The sequence below is a fragment of the Prevotella sp. kh1p2 genome (assembly GCF_900111525.1).
In the GTDB taxonomy this organism is placed as follows: Bacteria; Bacteroidota; Bacteroidia; order Bacteroidales; family Bacteroidaceae; genus Prevotella.
Genome location: NZ_FOHY01000003.1, coordinates 193,085 through 210,228, shown reverse-complemented (window position 1 = coordinate 210,228; position 17,144 = coordinate 193,085). Strand labels below are relative to the sequence as shown.

The window sequence follows — 17,144 nt, the reverse complement described above, 5'->3', positions numbered from 1 at the left end:
GAGCTCTGCCGCCGCAGGTTCGGCCGGAAGTTCATCATCGGGCGCGACCAGTGCTACGGGCTTTTCCGTTCCAACGGCTTGTGCCGGCGGAACCGCAAGCGGCCCAGGACTACCTGTTCCAACCACAACTACTACATCTATGAGGACCTGCTCAACACCACGCCCAAGCTCCGCCCCACACGTTTCGGTCAGCTCTGCGTGGCCGACATTACGTATGTGGCCACAGAGAGCGGCTGGGCCTATCTCTCGCTTGTCACCGACGCAGCCTCACGCCTCATCGTGGGCTGGGCACTCTGTCCCACGCTCTGCCGCGAAGGCCCCATCAAGGCCATGAGGATGGGCGCTGACTTCTACACCGGCCAAGGCGTGCCCACGGAAGGCCTGATACACCACTCCGACCGCGGCGTCCAATACTGCTGCAACGAGTACACCGGCCTGCTCAAGAGCCTCGGCATGAGGATAAGCATGACGCAGACGGGTGACCCGCTGCACAACGCACTGGCCGAGAGAGTGAACAACACCGTGAAGAACGGCTGGCTCTTCGAGACACAGGACAAGACTTTCCGGCAGGTAGAGGAACTCCTCGCCAGGGCCGTGGAGCTCTATAACACCGTGCGTCCGCACCAGAGCCTGGGCATGCGCACGCCCATGGAAGAGATGCAGCGGCTCCTTTCCCAGGCCGCATGACAGCCACAGAGGCTCCCGGGGGCTGCGAGCCCCCGGCCGCAAGGCCGCCCCCCGGTGTTTTTCATCAATTCAACGTTCCACTTAAAATAAGGAGGTCAAAGAGCTCACAGAAAACAGAAAATGATTAACTTTGCATCCGGAAGACAGCTGTCAACCCGAAGTGCACTTAACAGAAAAACCTGACAACTATATTTCCACATAAGAAATTTCTTGTCAACCTAAAGAACATTTAACTACAAAAACTGTCAACTAAATCCAGGACAGGACGTGGACTGCGATGTTGCAGGCATGGAGCAGGAACTTTCGACAAGTGTCGCACAAGCGTTTCACAGTTGTCACACAATCGTGCGACACTTGTCAAAAGTTCCCGAAGCATAGCTTTCGGTTGTTGGAAGGAGGCGGGCAGGGTGTTCCGTACATACATTCTGAAGTGCGGCATGAGGCGACTACAGCCTTTCTGCAACCCGTGCGGAAACGCTGTTTTCAGTCTCTGTTTTCCGTTCTCGGTTTCTGTCGTCTTCCTGTTTCTTCCGCCTCGTGATGCTTACACACTCTTTAACAGAAAACGGTGATATGCACCCGGTTCCGCCCTGACAGTCAACAATAATTATACTAACAACGTGGTTTTGGACTAAAAAAACAAAGACGTTTTAAAAATTGCAAAGAAATAGGCCCTTTTTTTGCATGAGCGGATTATTTAACTATATTTGCCGATAATATGGGCACGTTGTATATAGTACCTACACCGGTAGGAAACATGGAGGATATGACGCTACGCGCCGTGCGTGTACTGCGCGAGGCCGACCTCATACTGGCTGAAGACACCCGCACGTCGGGCATTCTGCTCAAGCATTTCGGCATCCAGAACCACCTCATGTCGCACCATAAGTTCAACGAACATGGAACTTCGGCCGGCATTGTAGAGCGGCTCAAGGGCGGGCAGACGATAGCTCTCATCAGCGACGCCGGCACCCCCGGCATCAGCGACCCGGGGTTCCTGCTGGCTCGCGAGGCTGCCAAAGCGGGTGTAGAGGTACAATGCCTGCCGGGCGCCACGGCCTGTATACCGGCCATCGTGTCGTCAGGACTGCCGTGCGATCGCTTCTGCTTCGAGGGCTTTCTGCCCCAGAAGAAAGGGCGCCAGTCGTTCCTCGCCTCGCTGAAGGACGAACCGCGCACGATGGTGTTCTACGAGTCGCCCTACCGCCTGCTCAAGACGCTGCAGCAGTTTGCTGCTGTATTCGGCGACGACAGGCAGGTTAGCGTGGCCCGCGAAATCTCTAAAGTGCACGAGGAGCATGTGCGCGGCACGCTGGCTGAAGTCATTCAGCACTTCACGGAGACTGCACCCCGTGGTGAAATCGTAATCGTTTTGGCTGGAATAAAGCCCAAAGAAAATAAATCTAAAATGGAATAAATTATGAAAAAGTTATTGTATTTCGCCTGCATCGCAGTTTTTGCGTTGACCGGCTGTTCAGACAAGAAATCATCGCCCGACATGGCTAACATGGCTGAGGCTGACTCGCTGCAGAAGGTAATCGCGCAGAGAGACAACGAAATTAATGATATGATGGGAACCCTGAACGACATCCAGGAGGGCTTCCGTGAAATCAACGAGGCCGAACAGCGCGTAAGCGTGGCCAAAGATGGTGAGGGCGTGAACAAGAATCAGCAGATTAAGGAGAACATGCAGTTCATAGCAGGAACCATGAAGCGTAACCGCGAGCTCATCAAGAAACTGCAGCAGCAGCTGCGCGAGAGCAGTTTCAGCGGCGACCAGCTCAAGAAAACCATCGCCAACCTGACCAAGCAGCTGGACGAAAAGGACCAGCAGCTGCAGCAACTGCGTGCTGAACTCGATTCCAAGGACATTCACATTACCGAGTTGGACGAAACTATCAACAACCTGAACACGAATGTGAACACTCTTACTACCGACAACCAGGCCAAGAGCCAGACCATCAGCAACCAGGACAAGCAGCTTAACACGGCGTGGTTCGTATTCGGCACCAAGAAAGAACTTAAGGATCAGCACATCCTGGTGGACGGAAAAGTGCTGCAGTCTAACTTCAACAAGAGCTATTTTACGAAGATAGACATCCGTGTGGACAAGGAGATTAAGCTCTATTCCAAGTCTGCCCGCCTGCTTACCATGCACCCCTCGAGCAGCTATACGCTCACTCAAGACGCCAACAAGATGTACGTTCTGAACATCACCAACCCGCAGATATTCTGGAGTACCAGCAAGTATCTGGTCATCCTCGTGAAGTAGACCGCAATGACTAAGAATATTAAAGGACTGTCGCTTTCATGTGGCAGTCCTTTTTTCTTGTCTTCGGGTCTCTCGGCTAACAGGACTTGTCCCTGTTTCACGGGCGGGAACGGTTAATGGATTATTACCATGTAAAGAGAGCTTCTTGTGTGGTTAATGGATTTCAAATGGCAATTTTCTTTGCAATTCTTATGCATTTCCTCCTCTCTACCTCCTTGAGGTCCGGGTGGTTCTTGGTTCCCCCCTTTTCCATAGTAGCTATGATGCGAAAGCCACTCCACTTTAATATTTCCTTCAAAGCTCTTACCACGCCTCTACTTTGGTGGAACAGTATGTTAAATGGCCAAACGGTAGTACAGGAAGAAATGATTACGGCCTGCTTACCCTTGTGCAATGCTACGGGAATGCCTCGCTTATCTTCGTCCATCATGCCGTAGACAATCCTGTCGAAAAGCAGTTTGAGTGTCCCCGGCATGTTGCCCCAATAGCATGGTGCGCCGATAACCAGCACATCAGAAGCCTTGATTTTTCCTAACGTACTTTGTGCCCCGTCTTCCGGTAGTATACACGCGAGTTTCTTTCTGCATACCATGCACCCCGTGCAGGCGGCTATAGTCAGCTGGCTTATGCGTACGGTTTCCACGTCTGCGCCTAACGCCCTTGCCTCATCTTCTATAATCGTCAACATGCGATCGATGCCACCGCGCCGGCGTGGACTTGCGTTAATTATCAGTATTCTTTTCATATCTTCATTCATCTTCTGATTTTACAAGAGCGTCTATCAGCGTGTCAATCCCCCGTAAAATCTGTTCCCAGCCTTCGTTACTTTGTATGTCAATGCCATTGTAGAACTGGAATTTGTCTGCACACAATGCCAGATTGACAATGCCAGCATCCAAAAGTGTAGCGATAGCCTGAATATTATTCTTCTCAGTTGCGGCATAGCGCACCATTTCTTCCATGAACTGTCTGCCGTTTTCCTCCCTCCGCTCTCTGATTTCGTCGATGAGTTCATTCTCTGTCGTTAGTTCCCAGCACCTCAACTTGCGCAAGGCAACATTGGCTCTAAGCAGGGAAACCTCTTGTCTATAGAAGTTTTTTAAATGCTCTCTCGCATTCTTTCCATTGAAATTGGTGCTTTTGGGACTCGTCCAGAAGTCGTTCGCTTTCAGATAAGCAACGATAAGACCGTTCATGGAATTGAAGTATCTATAAATCAAAGTCTTGTTGGCATTTGCTTGCTCGGCTATTTTTCTAATGCCCAATGCTTCAAAACCATCCCGTGCTATGATTTCGCCGACTGCCTGAAGCAGTTTAGCCTCTGTCGTCGCCCTGTTCTTTTCCATATTGCTTGTTGTATGTAATCGGCTACAAAATTATGTAACCGCATGGACACAAACAAGCAATTTAACGACTTTAACACTATTCCAGCCTTGAGACTTGCCGTGGTCGGCTCTGCCGTTCTTTACCGGCTCTGCCTTTCATGGTCAGCTCTAAAAGCCTTCAAGGCTTATCGCATGAGCTATCGTTTGGCCTTGAAGAAATTCTGCATGAGTGCCCGGCACTCGTCTTCCAACACTCCCGATGTTACTGCAGCCTTAGGATGCAGGGCGTCGGGAGCGTGTTTTTGATAGCCCCTCTTCTCATCCGGCGCGCCGAAGACGATGCGGCTAAGCTGTGCCCAGCCCATGGCGCCAGCGCACATCACGCAGGGTTCCACCGTTACGTAGAGCGTGCAGTCCTGCAGATACTTGCCTCCCAGCTGGTTGGCAGCCGCCGTTATGGCCTGCATCTCGGCGTGCGCCGTCACGTCGTGCAGCGTTTCGGTCAGGTTGTGGGCCCTGCTGATAATCCTGCCCCGGCACACGACTACGGCGCCAACCGGTATCTCGCCCTCCTGCAGGGCCGCTTCGGCCTCCTTGAGCGCCATCTGCATGAAGCGCTCGTCCTGCTTCTGCTGTTCTTCATCCTTACTCATAGCTTTCTCCTTTTTGTGCAAAAGTAAGACATTTTATTTGAGTTGTAGAATAAAAGTCGTATTTTTGCAACATCTACACGCATTTCCTTGATGGCAGAACACAACGATTTGGGCAAATGGGGTGAGGAAAAGGCTGCCGCTTATCTGCGCAGCCAAGGCTTCGCCATACGCGACAGAGACTGGCGTGACGGCCGCCGCGACCTCGACATTGTGGCCATTTCGCAAGACGAACGGCTGCTTGTCATCGCCGAAGTGAAGACCCGCAGCAGTGCCGACCTGGAGGAACCGGAGCAGGCGGTGGACCGAAAGAAGATACGGAACATCGGCATCGCCGCCGATACCTACATCCGCCAGTTCGCCATCGACTGCGAGGTGAGGTTCGACATCATTTCCGTTGTGGGCACCGACGATACCCACTGCCGCATCGAACACATTGAGAACGCCTTTAATCCGCTGCTCGCGTGAGGGCTGAAAGGCGGCAACCTACAAAGCAAAAGCATGAATACCAAACTCATAGAACTGACCGAGACCGACAGCACCAACAGCTACCTGCGGGCCTACAAGCCTGCGGCGGACGAGGAGATGACCGTGGCCGTGGCAACTTACCAGCGCCGTGGACGCGGCCAGGGCACCAATACGTGGGAGAGCGAGCCGGGTAAGAACCTGCTCTTCTCTATCCTCGTGCATCCCCTGATGCTGCCTGTAGCCGGCCAGTTCGTTATCTCCGAGGCCGTTGCCCTGTCCGTTCGCGACGCGCTGAGTGCCTATACGGACTGCCTGACCATAAAGTGGCCCAACGATATCTACTGGAACGACCGCAAGATTTGCGGCATCCTCATCGAGAACAAGATAGCCGGCGGCCGCATACACGACTGCATCCTCGGCGTTGGCATAAACGTTAACCAGCGCCTCTTTACCAGTCCGGCGCCCAACCCCGTGTCCTTGGTGCAGATAACCGGCACGGAGGTGCCGCCCCGCGAGGTGCTGGACCGCGTGCTCCGGGCCTTCGGCAGCTACTACGACTGCATCGTAAACGGCGACTACATGGCCATTACCGCGCCTTATCACGAGGCACTCTACTGCCGCAGCGGCTTCCATCGGTTCTGCGATGAGGATGGAGAGTTCGAGGCGGCCATCGTAGAAGTGGAGGACGACGGGCACCTCATCCTGCGCGACCGCACCGGCCATGCGCGCTCCTACGCCTTCAAGGAGGTGGCGTTCTGCCTGCCCTCCAACCCCTGAACCCCGGCAACAGACAAACCATTCAATAACAATACACTTATGGCAAGATTTAAACGAATACTCCTGAAACTGTCGGGAGAGAGCCTGATGGGCACCCAGAACTACGGCATAGACCCCGAGCGGCTGGCAGACTACGCCCGTCAAATCAAGGAAGTACACGACATGGGCGTGCAGATAGGCATCGTGATAGGCGGCGGAAACATCTTCCGCGGACTCAGCGGGAGCCAGAAAGGCTTCGACCGCGTAAAGGGCGACCAGATGGGAATGTGCGCCACGGTCATCAACTCGTTGGCGTTGAGCTCGGCTCTTGGTGCGATTGGCGTTGGAAATAAAGTCCTGACGGCCATTCGCATGGAGCCTATCGGCGAGTTCTATAACAAGTGGAAAGCCATTGAAGCTATGGAAGCCGGGCTCGTCTGCATCTTCTCGGCCGGCACCGGCAGCCCTTATTTCACCACGGATACAGGCTCGTCGCTGCGCGGCATAGAGATAGAGGCCGACGTGATGCTGAAGGGTACGCGCGTAGACGGTGTCTATACGGCCGACCCCGAGAAAGACCCAACGGCCGTGAAGTTCAGCGAGATAACCTACAAAGAGGTGCTGGAGCGCGGACTGAGGGTAATGGACCTTACCGCCATCTGCATGTGCCAGGACAACAACCTGCCCATCTACGTGTTCAACATGGACGTAGTGGGCAACCTGAAGCGCGTTATCGACGGCGAAGACATAGGCACGCTGGTGCACAACTAAAGCAGTTGCGGGCGCGTTCAATATGCTGAACGCGCCTGCACTGTTTACCGGCAGGACTTCAGGCTGTTAGCCCGCAGGCCATTGCAGCTTCCCCGTAGCAATGTTGCAGACGCCTTTCGGGATATGTTAAAACGCCGCATATCCCTTTACAATTTAACTTTTCAGTTTGTGCGAGTTTTCATTCGGCTAGCCTTGTGGATGAAAACAGCCTGATTGTTGCTCTTTCTTTAAATAACTGTAAATCAGCAGTTTGTTCCTTGCAGTCTGTGTTCGGAAAGGCTGAAGCTATGTTTCGGCCACGCCGAAAGATAGCTCCGGCGTTCTCAAAGCATAGCATCAAGCGGCTTGATGATGTCATTTTGCAACGCTGATTGTATGCTTACAGCAACTGAAAGCATGCTTTTGATTGTTCCGGAGGCCAAAAAGGGGCTGCCGACAGGCTGTTTTCAGTCCCTGAACTGCACTTTTCTCATCTTTCTGACCGGCGCATGGTGTGTTAAAATCGGGCAAGTTTTCTGACAGGGCTGATGCAGTTTTGTGAGTCCCGTCGTGCCATGCCGTCAGAGCGTTGCAGCTATGGAAACGAAGAAAGTGATGGTGTTTTCGCGTTCGGGCAGGTAATTGTTCAGCTGTTCTCCGTGTATCTGGATGTTGCGCAAGCCGCCATAAACATCGAAGTCGGACACGCTGCAGCCGGCTGAAAAAACGGTCTCGTCAAGCCGGTAGGCTACGCTGAACTTGCCGCGCCCGTAGAACCAGCGGGCATTATGGTTGGTTCGCGTCTCCGTGGAGTGGTTCAACTGGCCCGCTCCCTGCGGCGTCACGATGTTAAAAGTTACCTTTTGGTTGGGAAACAGCACCGTGTAGAGCCCTGCGTCGGCCTGCAGAAAGAGCCCGTCGGCGTGGTGCTTGCCCAGATGCAGCACGGGGGTGCGCAGGCTGAGTGCGGGTATCAGAGAGCATGCTATCAGCTTTTTCTCTTCCAGATTCCAGCTGACAGCTTTTTCGTTCGACGTGTGCATGATGTCTTCCCATGCCGAATCGCGTTGCCGGCTCACGTTAAAACCCAGCGAAACGCCCACCCACTGCAGGGGGTAAACGGCCACGGCAGCTTCCATTTCATAGGCAGTATTGCTGTTGATTCCCAGCGCCAAGGAGAGTTCTGCCTCGGGGTCATAGAGCTTTACCTGTGCCTTGCTGCTGCCGGCGACGGCTAACAGGAGCGAGAAGAGTAAAAGAATGCGGTTTTGCATGTGCTGACAGGTTTCAGAGTTGTTGGTATTCGGTGACATGAGATGTGGGGGCGAGGCTGCCCGGAAGCTTGGATTAGGGGCGCGAATGGCTATTCTTCTTCCTTGAAGTCTACGTATTCGCCCTCGTCTTCGGTAAATATCTTCTGGTTTGCTACTTCCGGGTCGCGGTTGTCAACCACCGTTTCCTGGTCTCCGTAGGTACGGTTCTGCCGGCCTTGCTGCTGTTGTGCGGTTCCATCCATCTGGCTCTTGAACTGGCGGGCTGCATCGTGTATCTGCTTGTAGACACGGTAGATGAAGAGGCCAATGATGACGAAGGCCGCCACGAACATGAGAAGCAGGAACTGGAAAAATGCTGCCATAGGCCGTAGTTATTTATCGTTGGCGGTGCCCCCGGAGTGCTCTTTGAGGTACAGTACGAGCGAAATGAGGAAGTAGAGGGCGATGACAATCCACCAGCCCCGGAGGAATCCGAAGCCTGCGAGCACTAGGAGCGACAGCCCCATGAATGTATATTTCACCTCGTTGCCCCTGAACGACCAGTGCTTGAACTTGAGTGCGAACATGGGAAGCTCGCATACCAGCAGCCAGCAGCTTAGGCATACCAGGGCCAGGAGTACGAACACCATGTACGGCAGCGATGCTATCCGGTCTTCGAGGGTTAGCACCAGTGCGCCCCAAAACAGGGCATTGGCCGGCGTGGGCAGTCCGATGAAGGAGGTGGTCTGGCGCTCGTCGAGGTTGAACTTGGCCAGGCGGAGGGCAGAGAAGGCTGCCATCACGAAGGCAAAAAAGGGAAGAAAGGAGCGCAGGGGTTCGAGGAAGTCGGGATAGTCGATAATGGTGAGCGCATAGAAAACGATGGTAGAGGGCGCCACTCCGAAGGTTATGTCGTCTGCCAGCGAGTCAAGTTCTTTGCCAATGGGCGAAGACACCTTGAGCAGTCGGGCACTCATGCCGTCGAAAAAGTCGAATGCGGCGCCGATGATAATCCACAGCAGCGCCATGCGGACGTCGCCCAGAAAGGCCATTGTGGTAGCTATGCAGCCCGAAATGAGGTTGCAGCAGGTAATGGCGTTAGGTATATTCTTCTTTATCATGTATGTGGCGATAGGCAGGGAGCATTCTCCCGACGGGAGCGCCGGCCCTGATGTTGTTATGCGAGTTTGGCAATCACCGTCTGGTCTCCTGTGGTTGCCTGCCCCATCTTGACACATACTTCGGTGCCCAGAGGCAGGAACACGTCTACGCGTGAGCCTAACTTGATGAAGCCCAGATGCTCGTCGATGTAGCAGTCTTCGCCCTCCTTGGCATAGGTAACAATGCGGCGGGCCACTGCTCCGGCTATCTGACGGCAGAGAATGTCGGTACCCTCGGGCGTTGTTATCATGACATCGGCGTGTTCGTTCTCCTCACTGGCCTTGGGTAACCAGGCCTTGTGGTAGTTGCCGTCATAGTGGCGTACGAACTTGACCTGCCCGTCAACGGGAAACCAGTTGGCGTGCACGTTCCACAGACTCATGAAGATGCTCACCATGAGGCGCTTGTCGTGAAAGTAATTGTTTTCTTCTACTTCTTCGATAACTACCACTTTGCCGTCGGCCGGGGCAACAACCAGCTTCTCGGTATCATCTTTGAAATAGCGTATGGGGCAGCGGTAAAAGTTCAGGACGATTGCGTATGCAGTTCCAAAAATGGCGACAAAGCACCAGAACGGTATCTTCGAGTCGAACGAGCGCCAAAGAAGCAGGGCCACGGACGCGATGATGATGAAGCTCCACACCAGCGTATCGGTGCCTTCGCGATGTATGCGTATTTTCTTCAGTTTCTTGATTCTCTTACCCATATTATATTGGCAGTTTCATATTGTTGCAAAGGTAATCCTTTTTTATGATTGCCACAAATTTTTCGCTTTATTCTTTTGGCTGTGTCGGTATTTAGCAGTAACTTTACAGCTCCTATTCAGCAAAGACAGAACTATAGATATGGAAGATTTCGTACACCTGCATGTCCACACCCATTACTCCATCCTCGACGGCTTGTCAAAGGTTCCGCGCCTGGTAGACAAGGCCATAGCCGACGGCATGAAGGGCATGGCCCTGACCGACCACGGCGTGATGTATGGCATCAAGGAACTGGCGGATTACTGCTCATCGGTAAACAAGCAGCGAGCCAAAGAGGGGCTGGAGCCTTTCAAACCCATCTTCGGTTGCGAGATGTATGTGGCCCGCCACAACAAGGAAGACAAGGTGAAGGAGAACGGAGACAACTCCGGCTACCATCTGGTGGTGCTGGCCAAGAACTATAATGGTTACAAGAATCTGATACGACTCGTGTCAAACGCGTGGATAGACGGCTACTACTACCGTCCGCGTACTGACCGCAAGGACTTGGAGAAGTATCATGAGGACCTCATCGTCTGCACCGCCTGCATAGCCGGCGAGGTGCCTTCAAAGATACTGCACGGCGACATCGCCGGGGCGCGCGAGGCCGTGGAATGGTACCATCGCGTGTTTGGCGACGACTATTATCTGGAACTCCAGCGCCACGAAGTAAAGGATCCGTCGCAGCGGGCCAACCGAGAAACCTTCCCGCTGCAGCAGAAGGCCAACAAGGTTCTTATCGAGCTGGCCCACGAGTACGGCATTAAACTGGTGTGTACCAACGACTGCCACTTTGAAAACCAGGACGACGCAGAGGCCCACGACCATCTGCTTTGCCTCTCGACCGGCAAGGATCTGGACGACCCCACGCGCATGCTCTACTCTAAACAAGAGTGGTTTAAGACGCGCCAGGAGATGAACGACATCTTCTCTGACGTGCCGGAGGCCTTGGCCAACACGCTTGAGATACTGAATAAGGTGGAACTCTATTCCATCGACCACGGCCCCATCATGCCTTTCTTCCCCATACCGGCGAGCTTCGGAACCGAAGATGACATCCGCCGGAAGTACTCCAAGGAAGACTTGCTCAAAGAGTTCTCGTCCGACGAGAATGGAGAAAACACGCTTCCACCCGAGGAGGGACAGAAGAAAATAGACGAACTGGGCGGCTACGACAAGGTGTACCGCATCAAGTTTGAGGCCGAATACCTGAAGCACCTGGCCTATGAAGGCGCGCGGCGGTGCTACGGCGACCCGCTGCCGGAACATGTGAAAGAGCACGTGAACTTTGAGTTGCATGTCATGAAGACGATGGGTTTCCCAGGCTACTTCCTCATTGTGCAGGACTTCATCAATGCCGCAGAGTCGGAGCTGGGCGTTATGGTGGGACCCGGACGTGGTTCCGCAGCCGGCTCGGTGGTGGCTTACTGCTTGGGTATCACGAAGATTGACCCGCTGAAATACGACTTGCTGTTTGAGCGTTTCCTCAATCCTGACCGCGTGAACCTGCCCGATATTGACACTGATTTCGACGATGACGGCCGCGGCAGGGTGCTGCGTTGGGTGATGAACAAGTACGGCGTGGAGAACTGTGCCCACATCATAACCTACGGAAGCATGGCTACGAAGAACTCCATTGCCGACGTTGCCCGCGTGGAAAAGCTGCCCCTGGAGCGTTCCAACGCGCTGAAGAAAGCCATACCCGACCGTTTGCCCGACGGCATGAAGATGAACCTGACCAACGCTATCAAGTGTACGTCGGAGCTGAGGGAGGCCGAGGCGTCCCTGGACCCAAAGGAGCGCAATACCATTAAATATGCCAAGAAGCTGGAGGGAACCATCCGCGGCACGGGCATACATGCCTGCGGCTTCATCATCTGCCGCGACCCCATCAGCAACTGGGTGCCTGTGAGCACGGCCGATGACCCCGATTTTCCCGAACTGAAGACTGCAGTAACGCAGTACGACGGCCATGTCATCGAGTCTACCGGCCTCATCAAGATGGACTTCCTGGGCCTAAAAACCCTCTCGGAGTTGAAGGAGGCCGTTAAGAACGTGAAGCTCACGACGGGCGAAGAGGTTGACTTGGACCACATACCCATTGACGATCCCAAGACGTACGAGCTCTACCAGCAGGGCCGCACCATCGGAACATTCCAGTTCGAGTCGCCCGGCATGCAGAAATATCTGCGCGAGTTGCATCCTACGGTGTTTGAAGATCTCATCGCCATGAACGCCCTCTATAGGCCCGGACCTATGGACTACATTCCCGACTTCATCAAACGCAAGCACGACCCCTCGCTCGTCAAGTACGATATTCCCTGCATGGAGAAGTATCTCAAGGATACTTACGGCATCACGGTGTACCAGGAGCAGGTGATGCTTCTCAGCCGTCAGCTGGCCAGCTTCACCCGGGGAGAGAGCGACGCACTGCGTAAGGCCATGGGCAAAAAGAAGAAGGCAATCGTTGATGCCATGAAACCAAAGTTCCTGAAGCAGGGCGAAGCCAACGGCCACGACCCTAAGATACTGGAGAAAATATGGTCCGACTGGGAGAAATTTGCCTCCTACGCCTTCAACAAGTCGCACGCCACGTGCTATAGTTGGGTAGCTTACCAGACGGCCTACCTCAAGGCCCACTATCCTGCAGAGTTCATGGCAGCCATCATGACGCGCCGTAAGGCCGACATCAAGGAAATAACCAAGCTGATGGATGAGTGCCGGTCGATGAACATCCCCACGCTGGGGCCCGATGTGAACGAGAGCTACGAGAACTTCGGTGTGAACAGGAAAGGCGAAATCCGCTTTGGTCTGGCGGCCATCAAGGGCATGGGCGTGGCAGCTGCAGAGGCCATTATCAAGGAGCGCGACGCCAATGGGCCGTTCAAGAACATCTTTGATTTCGCCGAACGAGTTGACTATCGCAACGTGAACCGCAAGGCTTTCGAGAGCCTGGCCAAGAGCGGCGGCTTCGACGGGTTCGGTCTGCAGCGCGAGCAGTACTTTGCCGTCAACGGCAAGGGCGACATGTTCCTCGACTCGCTTGTGCGCTACGGACAGCGTTATCAGGACGAGAAGATGGAGGCCGAGCATTCACTCTTTGGCGAGAGCGATGTGGATATAGCCACGCCGCCCATACCGAAGGCCGAGAGTTGGAACACCATCGAGAAGCTCAACATGGAGCGCGAGCTGGTAGGCATCTATCTTTCAGCCCATCCGCTCGACGACTACAGCATCGTGCTAACAGAGATGTGCAACACGCGAGTGTCTGAGTTGGGCCGCGACGCCGATATGCTGACGCTGGCCAAACGTGAGGACATAACCTTCGGCGGCATTGTGACCGACGTCAAGGAACGCTTCTCCTCGCGCACCAACAAGCCCTTCGGCATCATCACTCTCGAAGACTACGACGGCACGGGCGAGCTTACGCTCTTCGACGAAGAGTGGAGTCGCTGGAGCGGAATGCTCAAGCGGGAGTACACCATCTACGTTAATGCCAAGGTGGTGCAGCGGTGGAACAATCCCAACAACCTGCGGCTGCAAATTCAGAACATCTCTTTTTTGAACGATGTAAAGGAAAACCGCATCGAGCGTTTTACCATAGTGATGGACAGCAGCATAGTAGACGACACCAAGGTGAACGACCTCGCTACGCTGGTAAGTGAGAACCCTGGCCGCACGGAGCTCTATTTCCAGATTACGGACGTGGAGAACAAGGAGAGCGTTCTGCTCCGTTCGGCCGACAAGGCTATCAACCTGAAGCGCGACTTCATTACTTACATCGAGCAGCACGAGGGCATGTCCTATCATGTCAACTAAAAGTTGGCACAATGTTTGTAAGTATCCACATTATTGCTTAATTTTGCAAACAACATTATTGAATAAAAGAAAGTATCAGAAATGGAAGTAGAAATCACAACCCAGAACTTCGAGAGTTATAAGAATGGCGACCTGCCATTGGTAGTAGACTTGTGGGCAACCTGGTGCGGGCCCTGCCGCATGGTTGGCCCCGTAGTGAGTGAGCTGGCCAATGACTACGAAGGAAAAATCGTGGTAGGAAAGTGCGACGTTGAGGAAAACGATGACATAGCCATGGAGTTCGGTGTACGCAACATCCCGACCATCCTCTTCTTCAAGGGCGGAAAGCTGGTCGATAAGTTCGTGGGCGCTGCCCCCAAGGCCGTACTCGACGAGAAATTCAAGGCTCTCCTATAACAGTATTAATTTGTAAAGAACAAAGGCGTGCGGACAAACCATCCGCACGCCTTTTTTGTTGCAGCCTGTCGTGCTGACGGCTGCAGCCGTTTGAGGTGTTTGATAACCTGCTTAGGAAGTGCAAAAGCTATGCTTCAGGAACTTTCGACACGTGTGGAATTCATGTGTGACACTTGTCAAACAATCGTGCGACAAGTGTCGAAAGTTCCTGAAAGCCACATATTGATTTGAGAGTTTATGTTTTTAGGGCCGAATTTGCATGTTTGTTTGAGTGGTACTTTTATTAGTTCGTCAACTTCATTTTCACTGAAATTATCATCCCCTCCTAACCTCCCCTTTCTAAGGGGAGGATACTCTGGCGCCTGCACGTTGCTTGTAATCATGATGTGCGGTGGCTATTGGTAGCAAGTCAAACCAGTATCCTCCCCTTGGAAAGGGGAGGCGGAGGAGGGGATGACCTTTCGCAACTTATGCGTAAGAGTTGATAGACATCATCTTCTCTTAACTTTTCCTTTCCAAGAGGAGGATACTCTGGCGGCTGCGTGCAGCTACTTGTTTGCTTGTATTTAGAATGATAGCAGTAAGTCAAATTGGTATCCTCCCCTTGGAAAGGGGAGGCGGAGGAGGGGATGACCTTTCGCAACTTATGCGTAAGAGTTGATAGACATCATCTTCTTTTAACTTTTCCTTTCTAAGTGGAGGAACCTCTTATGCTTGGACGTTGCCTATAATCATGATACACGGCAGGTTTTAGTAGCAAGGCTAACTGGTATCCTCCACTTGGAAAAGGGAGGGTAGGAGGGGATGATGCACTGAAAGGCGGTGGAAAGGAATGGAGGAACTGCCAAAGTGGCTGCCTGTAGAAATGCAGACTGCCCATTAGGCATCGAATTCTACGATGCGGGAGCCGTCTTCCTGTTCTGTTATCGTCACCTTCACGGCGTCGCCGGGCAGGATTTCCTCTATCAGTTCCGGCCACTCCAGGAAGCAGAGGGCACCGCTGTAGAAATAATCTTCGTAGCCCATGTCGTAGACTTCTTCGAGTTTCTTGATGCGGTAGAAGTCGAAATGGTATATCAGTTCGTCGGTTGTTGCAGAGCGGTACTCGTTTACAATGGCGAAAGTGGGCGAGGTGATGACGTCTTCTACGCCCAGCTCCTCGCATACGGCCTTGATGAAAGTTGTCTTGCCGGCGCCCATCTTGCCGTAAAAGGCGAAGACGGTGCGCTCGCCCAGGTTCTCTGTAAACCGGCGGGCAGCCTCGCGGATGTTGTCTAATGACTGAATCTTGATTTGCATGTTGCTTATATTTATCGTTTTCTTGGGTTCAGGGTTATGAGCGGTATGAGCATCTCTTCCATCGAGATGCCGCCGTGCTGGAAGGTGTCCTTGTAGTAGGATACGTAGTAGTTGTAGTTGTTGGGATAGGCAAAGAAGGCGTTGCCGGTGGCAAACACGTAGGTGGTGCTGATGTTGGGCGAGGGCAGCAGCGCCTTGGCCGGGTCGTGGACGGTAAAGACGTCCTTGGAATTGTAGTTGAGGTTCTTGCCCAACTTGTAGCGCAGGTTGGTGTTGGTGTTGCGGTCGCCGATGATTTTAACGGGCTTCGAGGCGCGTATGCTGCCGTGGTCGGTGGTCAGGATGACGGTGTAGTCGCTCTGGGCGAGCTTCTTCAACAGTTCGGCAATGACCGAATGGCGGAACCAGCTCAGCGTGATGCTGCGGTAGGCCGACTCGTTGTTGGCCAGCTCGCGTACCATCTTGGACTCCGTACGGGCATGAGAGAGCATGTCGATGAAGTTAACCACCATTACGTTGAGGTCGTAGTTACGCAGTTCGTTGAACTTTTCGAGGAACTTTTCGGCCCCTGCGGAGTCGTTTATCTTGTTGTAGGAGAAGGTGTCGTGACGGCGGTAGCGCTCTATCTGGGTTTGTATGAGCGGCTCTTCGTTCAGGTTCTTGCCCTCCTCTTCGTCCTCATCGACCCATAAATCGGGGAACATCTTGGCAATCTTGTCGGGCATGAGCCCGCTGAAGATGGCGTTGCGCGCATACTGCGTGGCGGTGGGCAGGATGCTCATGTACATGTCCTCGTCGATATCGAACATGTCGCCAATTTCCTGTGAGAGCACGCGCCACTGGTCGAAGCGGAAGTTGTCGATGACGATGAGGAACACTTTCTTCTTGCGGTCGAGCAGGGGGAAGACTTTTGTCTTGAAGATGTCGGGGCTCATCAGCGGGCGGTCGGCACCCTGTCCGGCAATCCATTGCAGGTAGTTGTTCTTGATGTGCTTGGCAAAACCGATGTTGGCTTCCTCTTTCTGCATGGCCAGCATCTCCGTCATGCTGCTGTCGGTAGAGCTCAGCTCCAGCTCCCAGTGCACCAGCCTTTTATAGACTTCCATCCAGTCTGACGTGCTTCGGCAGTCGGAAATCTGCATGGCAATGTCGCCGTAGTTCTGTCGGTAGCCGCTTTGTGTTACCTCGGTAACTATCTCCCTGCGGTGTATGTTCTTCTTGAGTGCCAGCAGTATCTGGCTGGGGTTTACGGGCTTGATGAGGTAGTCGGCAATCTTGGAGCCAATGGCCTGGTCCATGATGTTCTCTTCTTCGCTGCGGGTAACCATCACCACGGGTGTGGCGGGCGTTATTTTCTTGATTTTCTGCAAGGTCTCCAGCCCCGTAAGGCCGGGCATCATCTCGTCCAGCAGCACGAGGTCGAAGGTGCGCTGGCGGCATTGTTCTATGGCATCGGAGCCGTTACTCACGGTAACGACCTCGTAGCCTTTCTTTTCCAGGAAGAGAATGTGGGCCTTGAGGAGTTCTATCTCGTCGTCTACCCAAAGTAGTAATCCGTTTGTCAT

General features: G+C 53.5%; 17 protein-coding genes. 8 read left to right on the top strand and 9 right to left on the bottom strand.

All coding sequences use genetic code 11. The features are described 5' to 3' along the window. The 3 genes from BMW31_RS03400 to BMW31_RS03390 all read left to right on the top strand — a co-directional run. Window positions 1-687: IS3 family transposase (locus BMW31_RS03400; RefSeq protein WP_143049137.1), on the top strand; the 687-nt coding region annotated here is incomplete at its 5' end. A gap of 718 nt (window positions 688-1,405) precedes the next feature. Further along, window positions 1,406-2,104, top strand: a complete 699-nt coding sequence (gene rsmI / locus BMW31_RS03395) for a 16S rRNA (cytidine(1402)-2'-O)-methyltransferase (RefSeq protein WP_091821028.1) — start codon at window positions 1,406-1,408, stop codon at window positions 2,102-2,104. A 3-nt stretch (window positions 2,105-2,107) separates the two neighbouring features. Then, window positions 2,108-2,959 (top strand): Cbp1 family collagen-binding glycoprotein adhesin, encoded by an 852-nt coding sequence (locus BMW31_RS03390; RefSeq protein ID WP_091821025.1) that lies wholly within the window; start codon window positions 2,108-2,110, stop codon window positions 2,957-2,959. Window positions 2,960-3,122: 163 nt separating this feature from the next. Here the strand turns inward: BMW31_RS03390 and BMW31_RS03385 are convergent, their stop codons facing one another. From BMW31_RS03385 to BMW31_RS03375, 3 genes are all read right to left on the bottom strand, one after another. Then, window positions 3,123-3,704, bottom strand: coding sequence for a flavodoxin family protein (locus BMW31_RS03385; RefSeq protein ID WP_091821056.1), 582 nt, complete (start codon window positions 3,702-3,704; stop codon window positions 3,123-3,125). Between the two features lie 4 nt (window positions 3,705-3,708). After that, complete coding sequence (locus tag BMW31_RS03380) at window positions 3,709-4,305, bottom strand: TetR/AcrR family transcriptional regulator (RefSeq protein ID WP_091821023.1); 597 nt, start codon at window positions 4,303-4,305, stop codon at window positions 3,709-3,711. A 176-nt stretch (window positions 4,306-4,481) separates the two neighbouring features. Next, window positions 4,482-4,937, bottom strand: a complete 456-nt coding sequence (locus tag BMW31_RS03375) for a nucleoside deaminase (protein ID WP_091821021.1) — start codon at window positions 4,935-4,937, stop codon at window positions 4,482-4,484. Window positions 4,938-5,027: 90 nt separating this feature from the next. On the opposite strand from BMW31_RS03375, the gene BMW31_RS03370 reads away from it, so the two are divergent. The 3 genes from BMW31_RS03370 to pyrH are packed head-to-tail and all read left to right on the top strand — an operon-like array spanning window position 5,028 to window position 6,929. Further along, entirely contained in the window at window positions 5,028-5,402 is a 375-nt protein-coding gene (locus tag BMW31_RS03370) for a YraN family protein (RefSeq protein ID WP_091821019.1), read from the top strand. A 33-nt stretch (window positions 5,403-5,435) separates the two neighbouring features. Further along, complete coding sequence (locus BMW31_RS03365; RefSeq protein ID WP_091821017.1) at window positions 5,436-6,179, top strand: biotin--[acetyl-CoA-carboxylase] ligase; 744 nt, start codon at window positions 5,436-5,438, stop codon at window positions 6,177-6,179. Window positions 6,180-6,218: 39 nt separating this feature from the next. After that, window positions 6,219-6,929, top strand: coding sequence for a UMP kinase (pyrH, locus tag BMW31_RS03360; RefSeq protein ID WP_091821015.1), 711 nt, complete (start codon window positions 6,219-6,221; stop codon window positions 6,927-6,929). 560 nt (window positions 6,930-7,489) lie between these two features. Here the strand turns inward: pyrH and BMW31_RS03355 are convergent. The 4 genes from BMW31_RS03355 to BMW31_RS03340 all read right to left on the bottom strand — a co-directional run bounded on the left by BMW31_RS03355 (window position 7,490) and on the right by BMW31_RS03340 (window position 10,028). Next, window positions 7,490-8,182, bottom strand: a complete 693-nt coding sequence (locus BMW31_RS03355; protein ID WP_091821013.1) for a hypothetical protein — start codon at window positions 8,180-8,182, stop codon at window positions 7,490-7,492. Between the two features lie 89 nt (window positions 8,183-8,271). Further along, window positions 8,272-8,544: a DUF4834 family protein gene (locus tag BMW31_RS03350; RefSeq protein ID WP_091821011.1), complete on the bottom strand. Its 273-nt coding sequence runs from the start codon at window positions 8,542-8,544 to the stop codon at window positions 8,272-8,274. A 9-nt stretch (window positions 8,545-8,553) separates the two neighbouring features. Next, on the bottom strand, window positions 8,554-9,282 hold the full coding sequence (locus tag BMW31_RS03345) for a CDP-alcohol phosphatidyltransferase family protein (RefSeq protein ID WP_091821009.1): 729 nt from the start codon (window positions 9,280-9,282) through the stop codon (window positions 8,554-8,556). Between the two features lie 56 nt (window positions 9,283-9,338). Continuing rightward, window positions 9,339-10,028, bottom strand: coding sequence for a phosphatidylserine decarboxylase family protein (locus BMW31_RS03340; protein WP_091821007.1), 690 nt, complete (start codon window positions 10,026-10,028; stop codon window positions 9,339-9,341). Window positions 10,029-10,167: 139 nt separating this feature from the next. Here BMW31_RS03340 and dnaE point away from each other — a divergent pair, with 139 nt between their 5' ends. Both dnaE and trxA read left to right on the top strand, forming a co-directional pair. Next, on the top strand, window positions 10,168-13,884 hold the full coding sequence (gene dnaE / locus BMW31_RS03335; RefSeq protein WP_091821005.1) for a DNA polymerase III subunit alpha: 3,717 nt from the start codon (window positions 10,168-10,170) through the stop codon (window positions 13,882-13,884). An 81-nt stretch (window positions 13,885-13,965) separates the two neighbouring features. Next, entirely contained in the window at window positions 13,966-14,280 is a 315-nt protein-coding gene (trxA, locus tag BMW31_RS03330) for a thioredoxin (protein WP_091821003.1), read from the top strand. 879 nt (window positions 14,281-15,159) lie between these two features. Here trxA and tsaE read toward each other — a convergent pair. Together tsaE and BMW31_RS03320 are read right to left on the bottom strand one after the other, a co-directional pair. Next, window positions 15,160-15,579, bottom strand: coding sequence for a tRNA (adenosine(37)-N6)-threonylcarbamoyltransferase complex ATPase subunit type 1 TsaE (tsaE, locus tag BMW31_RS03325; RefSeq protein ID WP_091821001.1), 420 nt, complete (start codon window positions 15,577-15,579; stop codon window positions 15,160-15,162). Window positions 15,580-15,590: 11 nt separating this feature from the next. Then, complete coding sequence (locus BMW31_RS03320; protein ID WP_091820999.1) at window positions 15,591-17,144, bottom strand: T9SS response regulator signal transducer PorX; 1,554 nt, start codon at window positions 17,142-17,144, stop codon at window positions 15,591-15,593.

Excerpts from the sequence above, each read along its gene's own strand:
- rsmI (WP_091821028.1), top strand. The coding sequence starts at position 1,406 with ATGGGCACGTTGTATATAGTACCTACACCGGTAGGAAACATGGAGGAT.
- BMW31_RS03390 (WP_091821025.1), top strand. The coding sequence starts at position 2,108 with ATGAAAAAGTTATTGTATTTCGCCTGCATCGCAGTTTTTGCGTTGACC.
- BMW31_RS03385 (WP_091821056.1), bottom strand. The coding sequence starts at position 3,704 with ATGAAAAGAATACTGATAATTAACGCAAGTCCACGCCGGCGCGGTGGC.
- BMW31_RS03380 (WP_091821023.1), bottom strand. The coding sequence starts at position 4,305 with ATGGAAAAGAACAGGGCGACGACAGAGGCTAAACTGCTTCAGGCAGTC.
- BMW31_RS03375 (WP_091821021.1), bottom strand. The coding sequence starts at position 4,937 with ATGAGTAAGGATGAAGAACAGCAGAAGCAGGACGAGCGCTTCATGCAG.
- BMW31_RS03370 (WP_091821019.1), top strand. The coding sequence starts at position 5,028 with ATGGCAGAACACAACGATTTGGGCAAATGGGGTGAGGAAAAGGCTGCC.
- BMW31_RS03365 (WP_091821017.1), top strand. The coding sequence starts at position 5,436 with ATGAATACCAAACTCATAGAACTGACCGAGACCGACAGCACCAACAGC.
- pyrH (WP_091821015.1), top strand. The coding sequence starts at position 6,219 with ATGGCAAGATTTAAACGAATACTCCTGAAACTGTCGGGAGAGAGCCTG.
- BMW31_RS03355 (WP_091821013.1), bottom strand. The coding sequence starts at position 8,182 with ATGCAAAACCGCATTCTTTTACTCTTCTCGCTCCTGTTAGCCGTCGCC.
- BMW31_RS03350 (WP_091821011.1), bottom strand. The coding sequence starts at position 8,544 with ATGGCAGCATTTTTCCAGTTCCTGCTTCTCATGTTCGTGGCGGCCTTC.
- BMW31_RS03345 (WP_091821009.1), bottom strand. The coding sequence starts at position 9,282 with ATGATAAAGAAGAATATACCTAACGCCATTACCTGCTGCAACCTCATT.
- BMW31_RS03340 (WP_091821007.1), bottom strand. The coding sequence starts at position 10,028 with ATGGGTAAGAGAATCAAGAAACTGAAGAAAATACGCATACATCGCGAA.
- dnaE (WP_091821005.1), top strand. The coding sequence starts at position 10,168 with ATGGAAGATTTCGTACACCTGCATGTCCACACCCATTACTCCATCCTC.
- trxA (WP_091821003.1), top strand. The coding sequence starts at position 13,966 with ATGGAAGTAGAAATCACAACCCAGAACTTCGAGAGTTATAAGAATGGC.
- tsaE (WP_091821001.1), bottom strand. The coding sequence starts at position 15,579 with ATGCAAATCAAGATTCAGTCATTAGACAACATCCGCGAGGCTGCCCGC.
- BMW31_RS03320 (WP_091820999.1), bottom strand. The coding sequence starts at position 17,144 with ATGACAAACGGATTACTACTTTGGGTAGACGACGAGATAGAACTCCTC.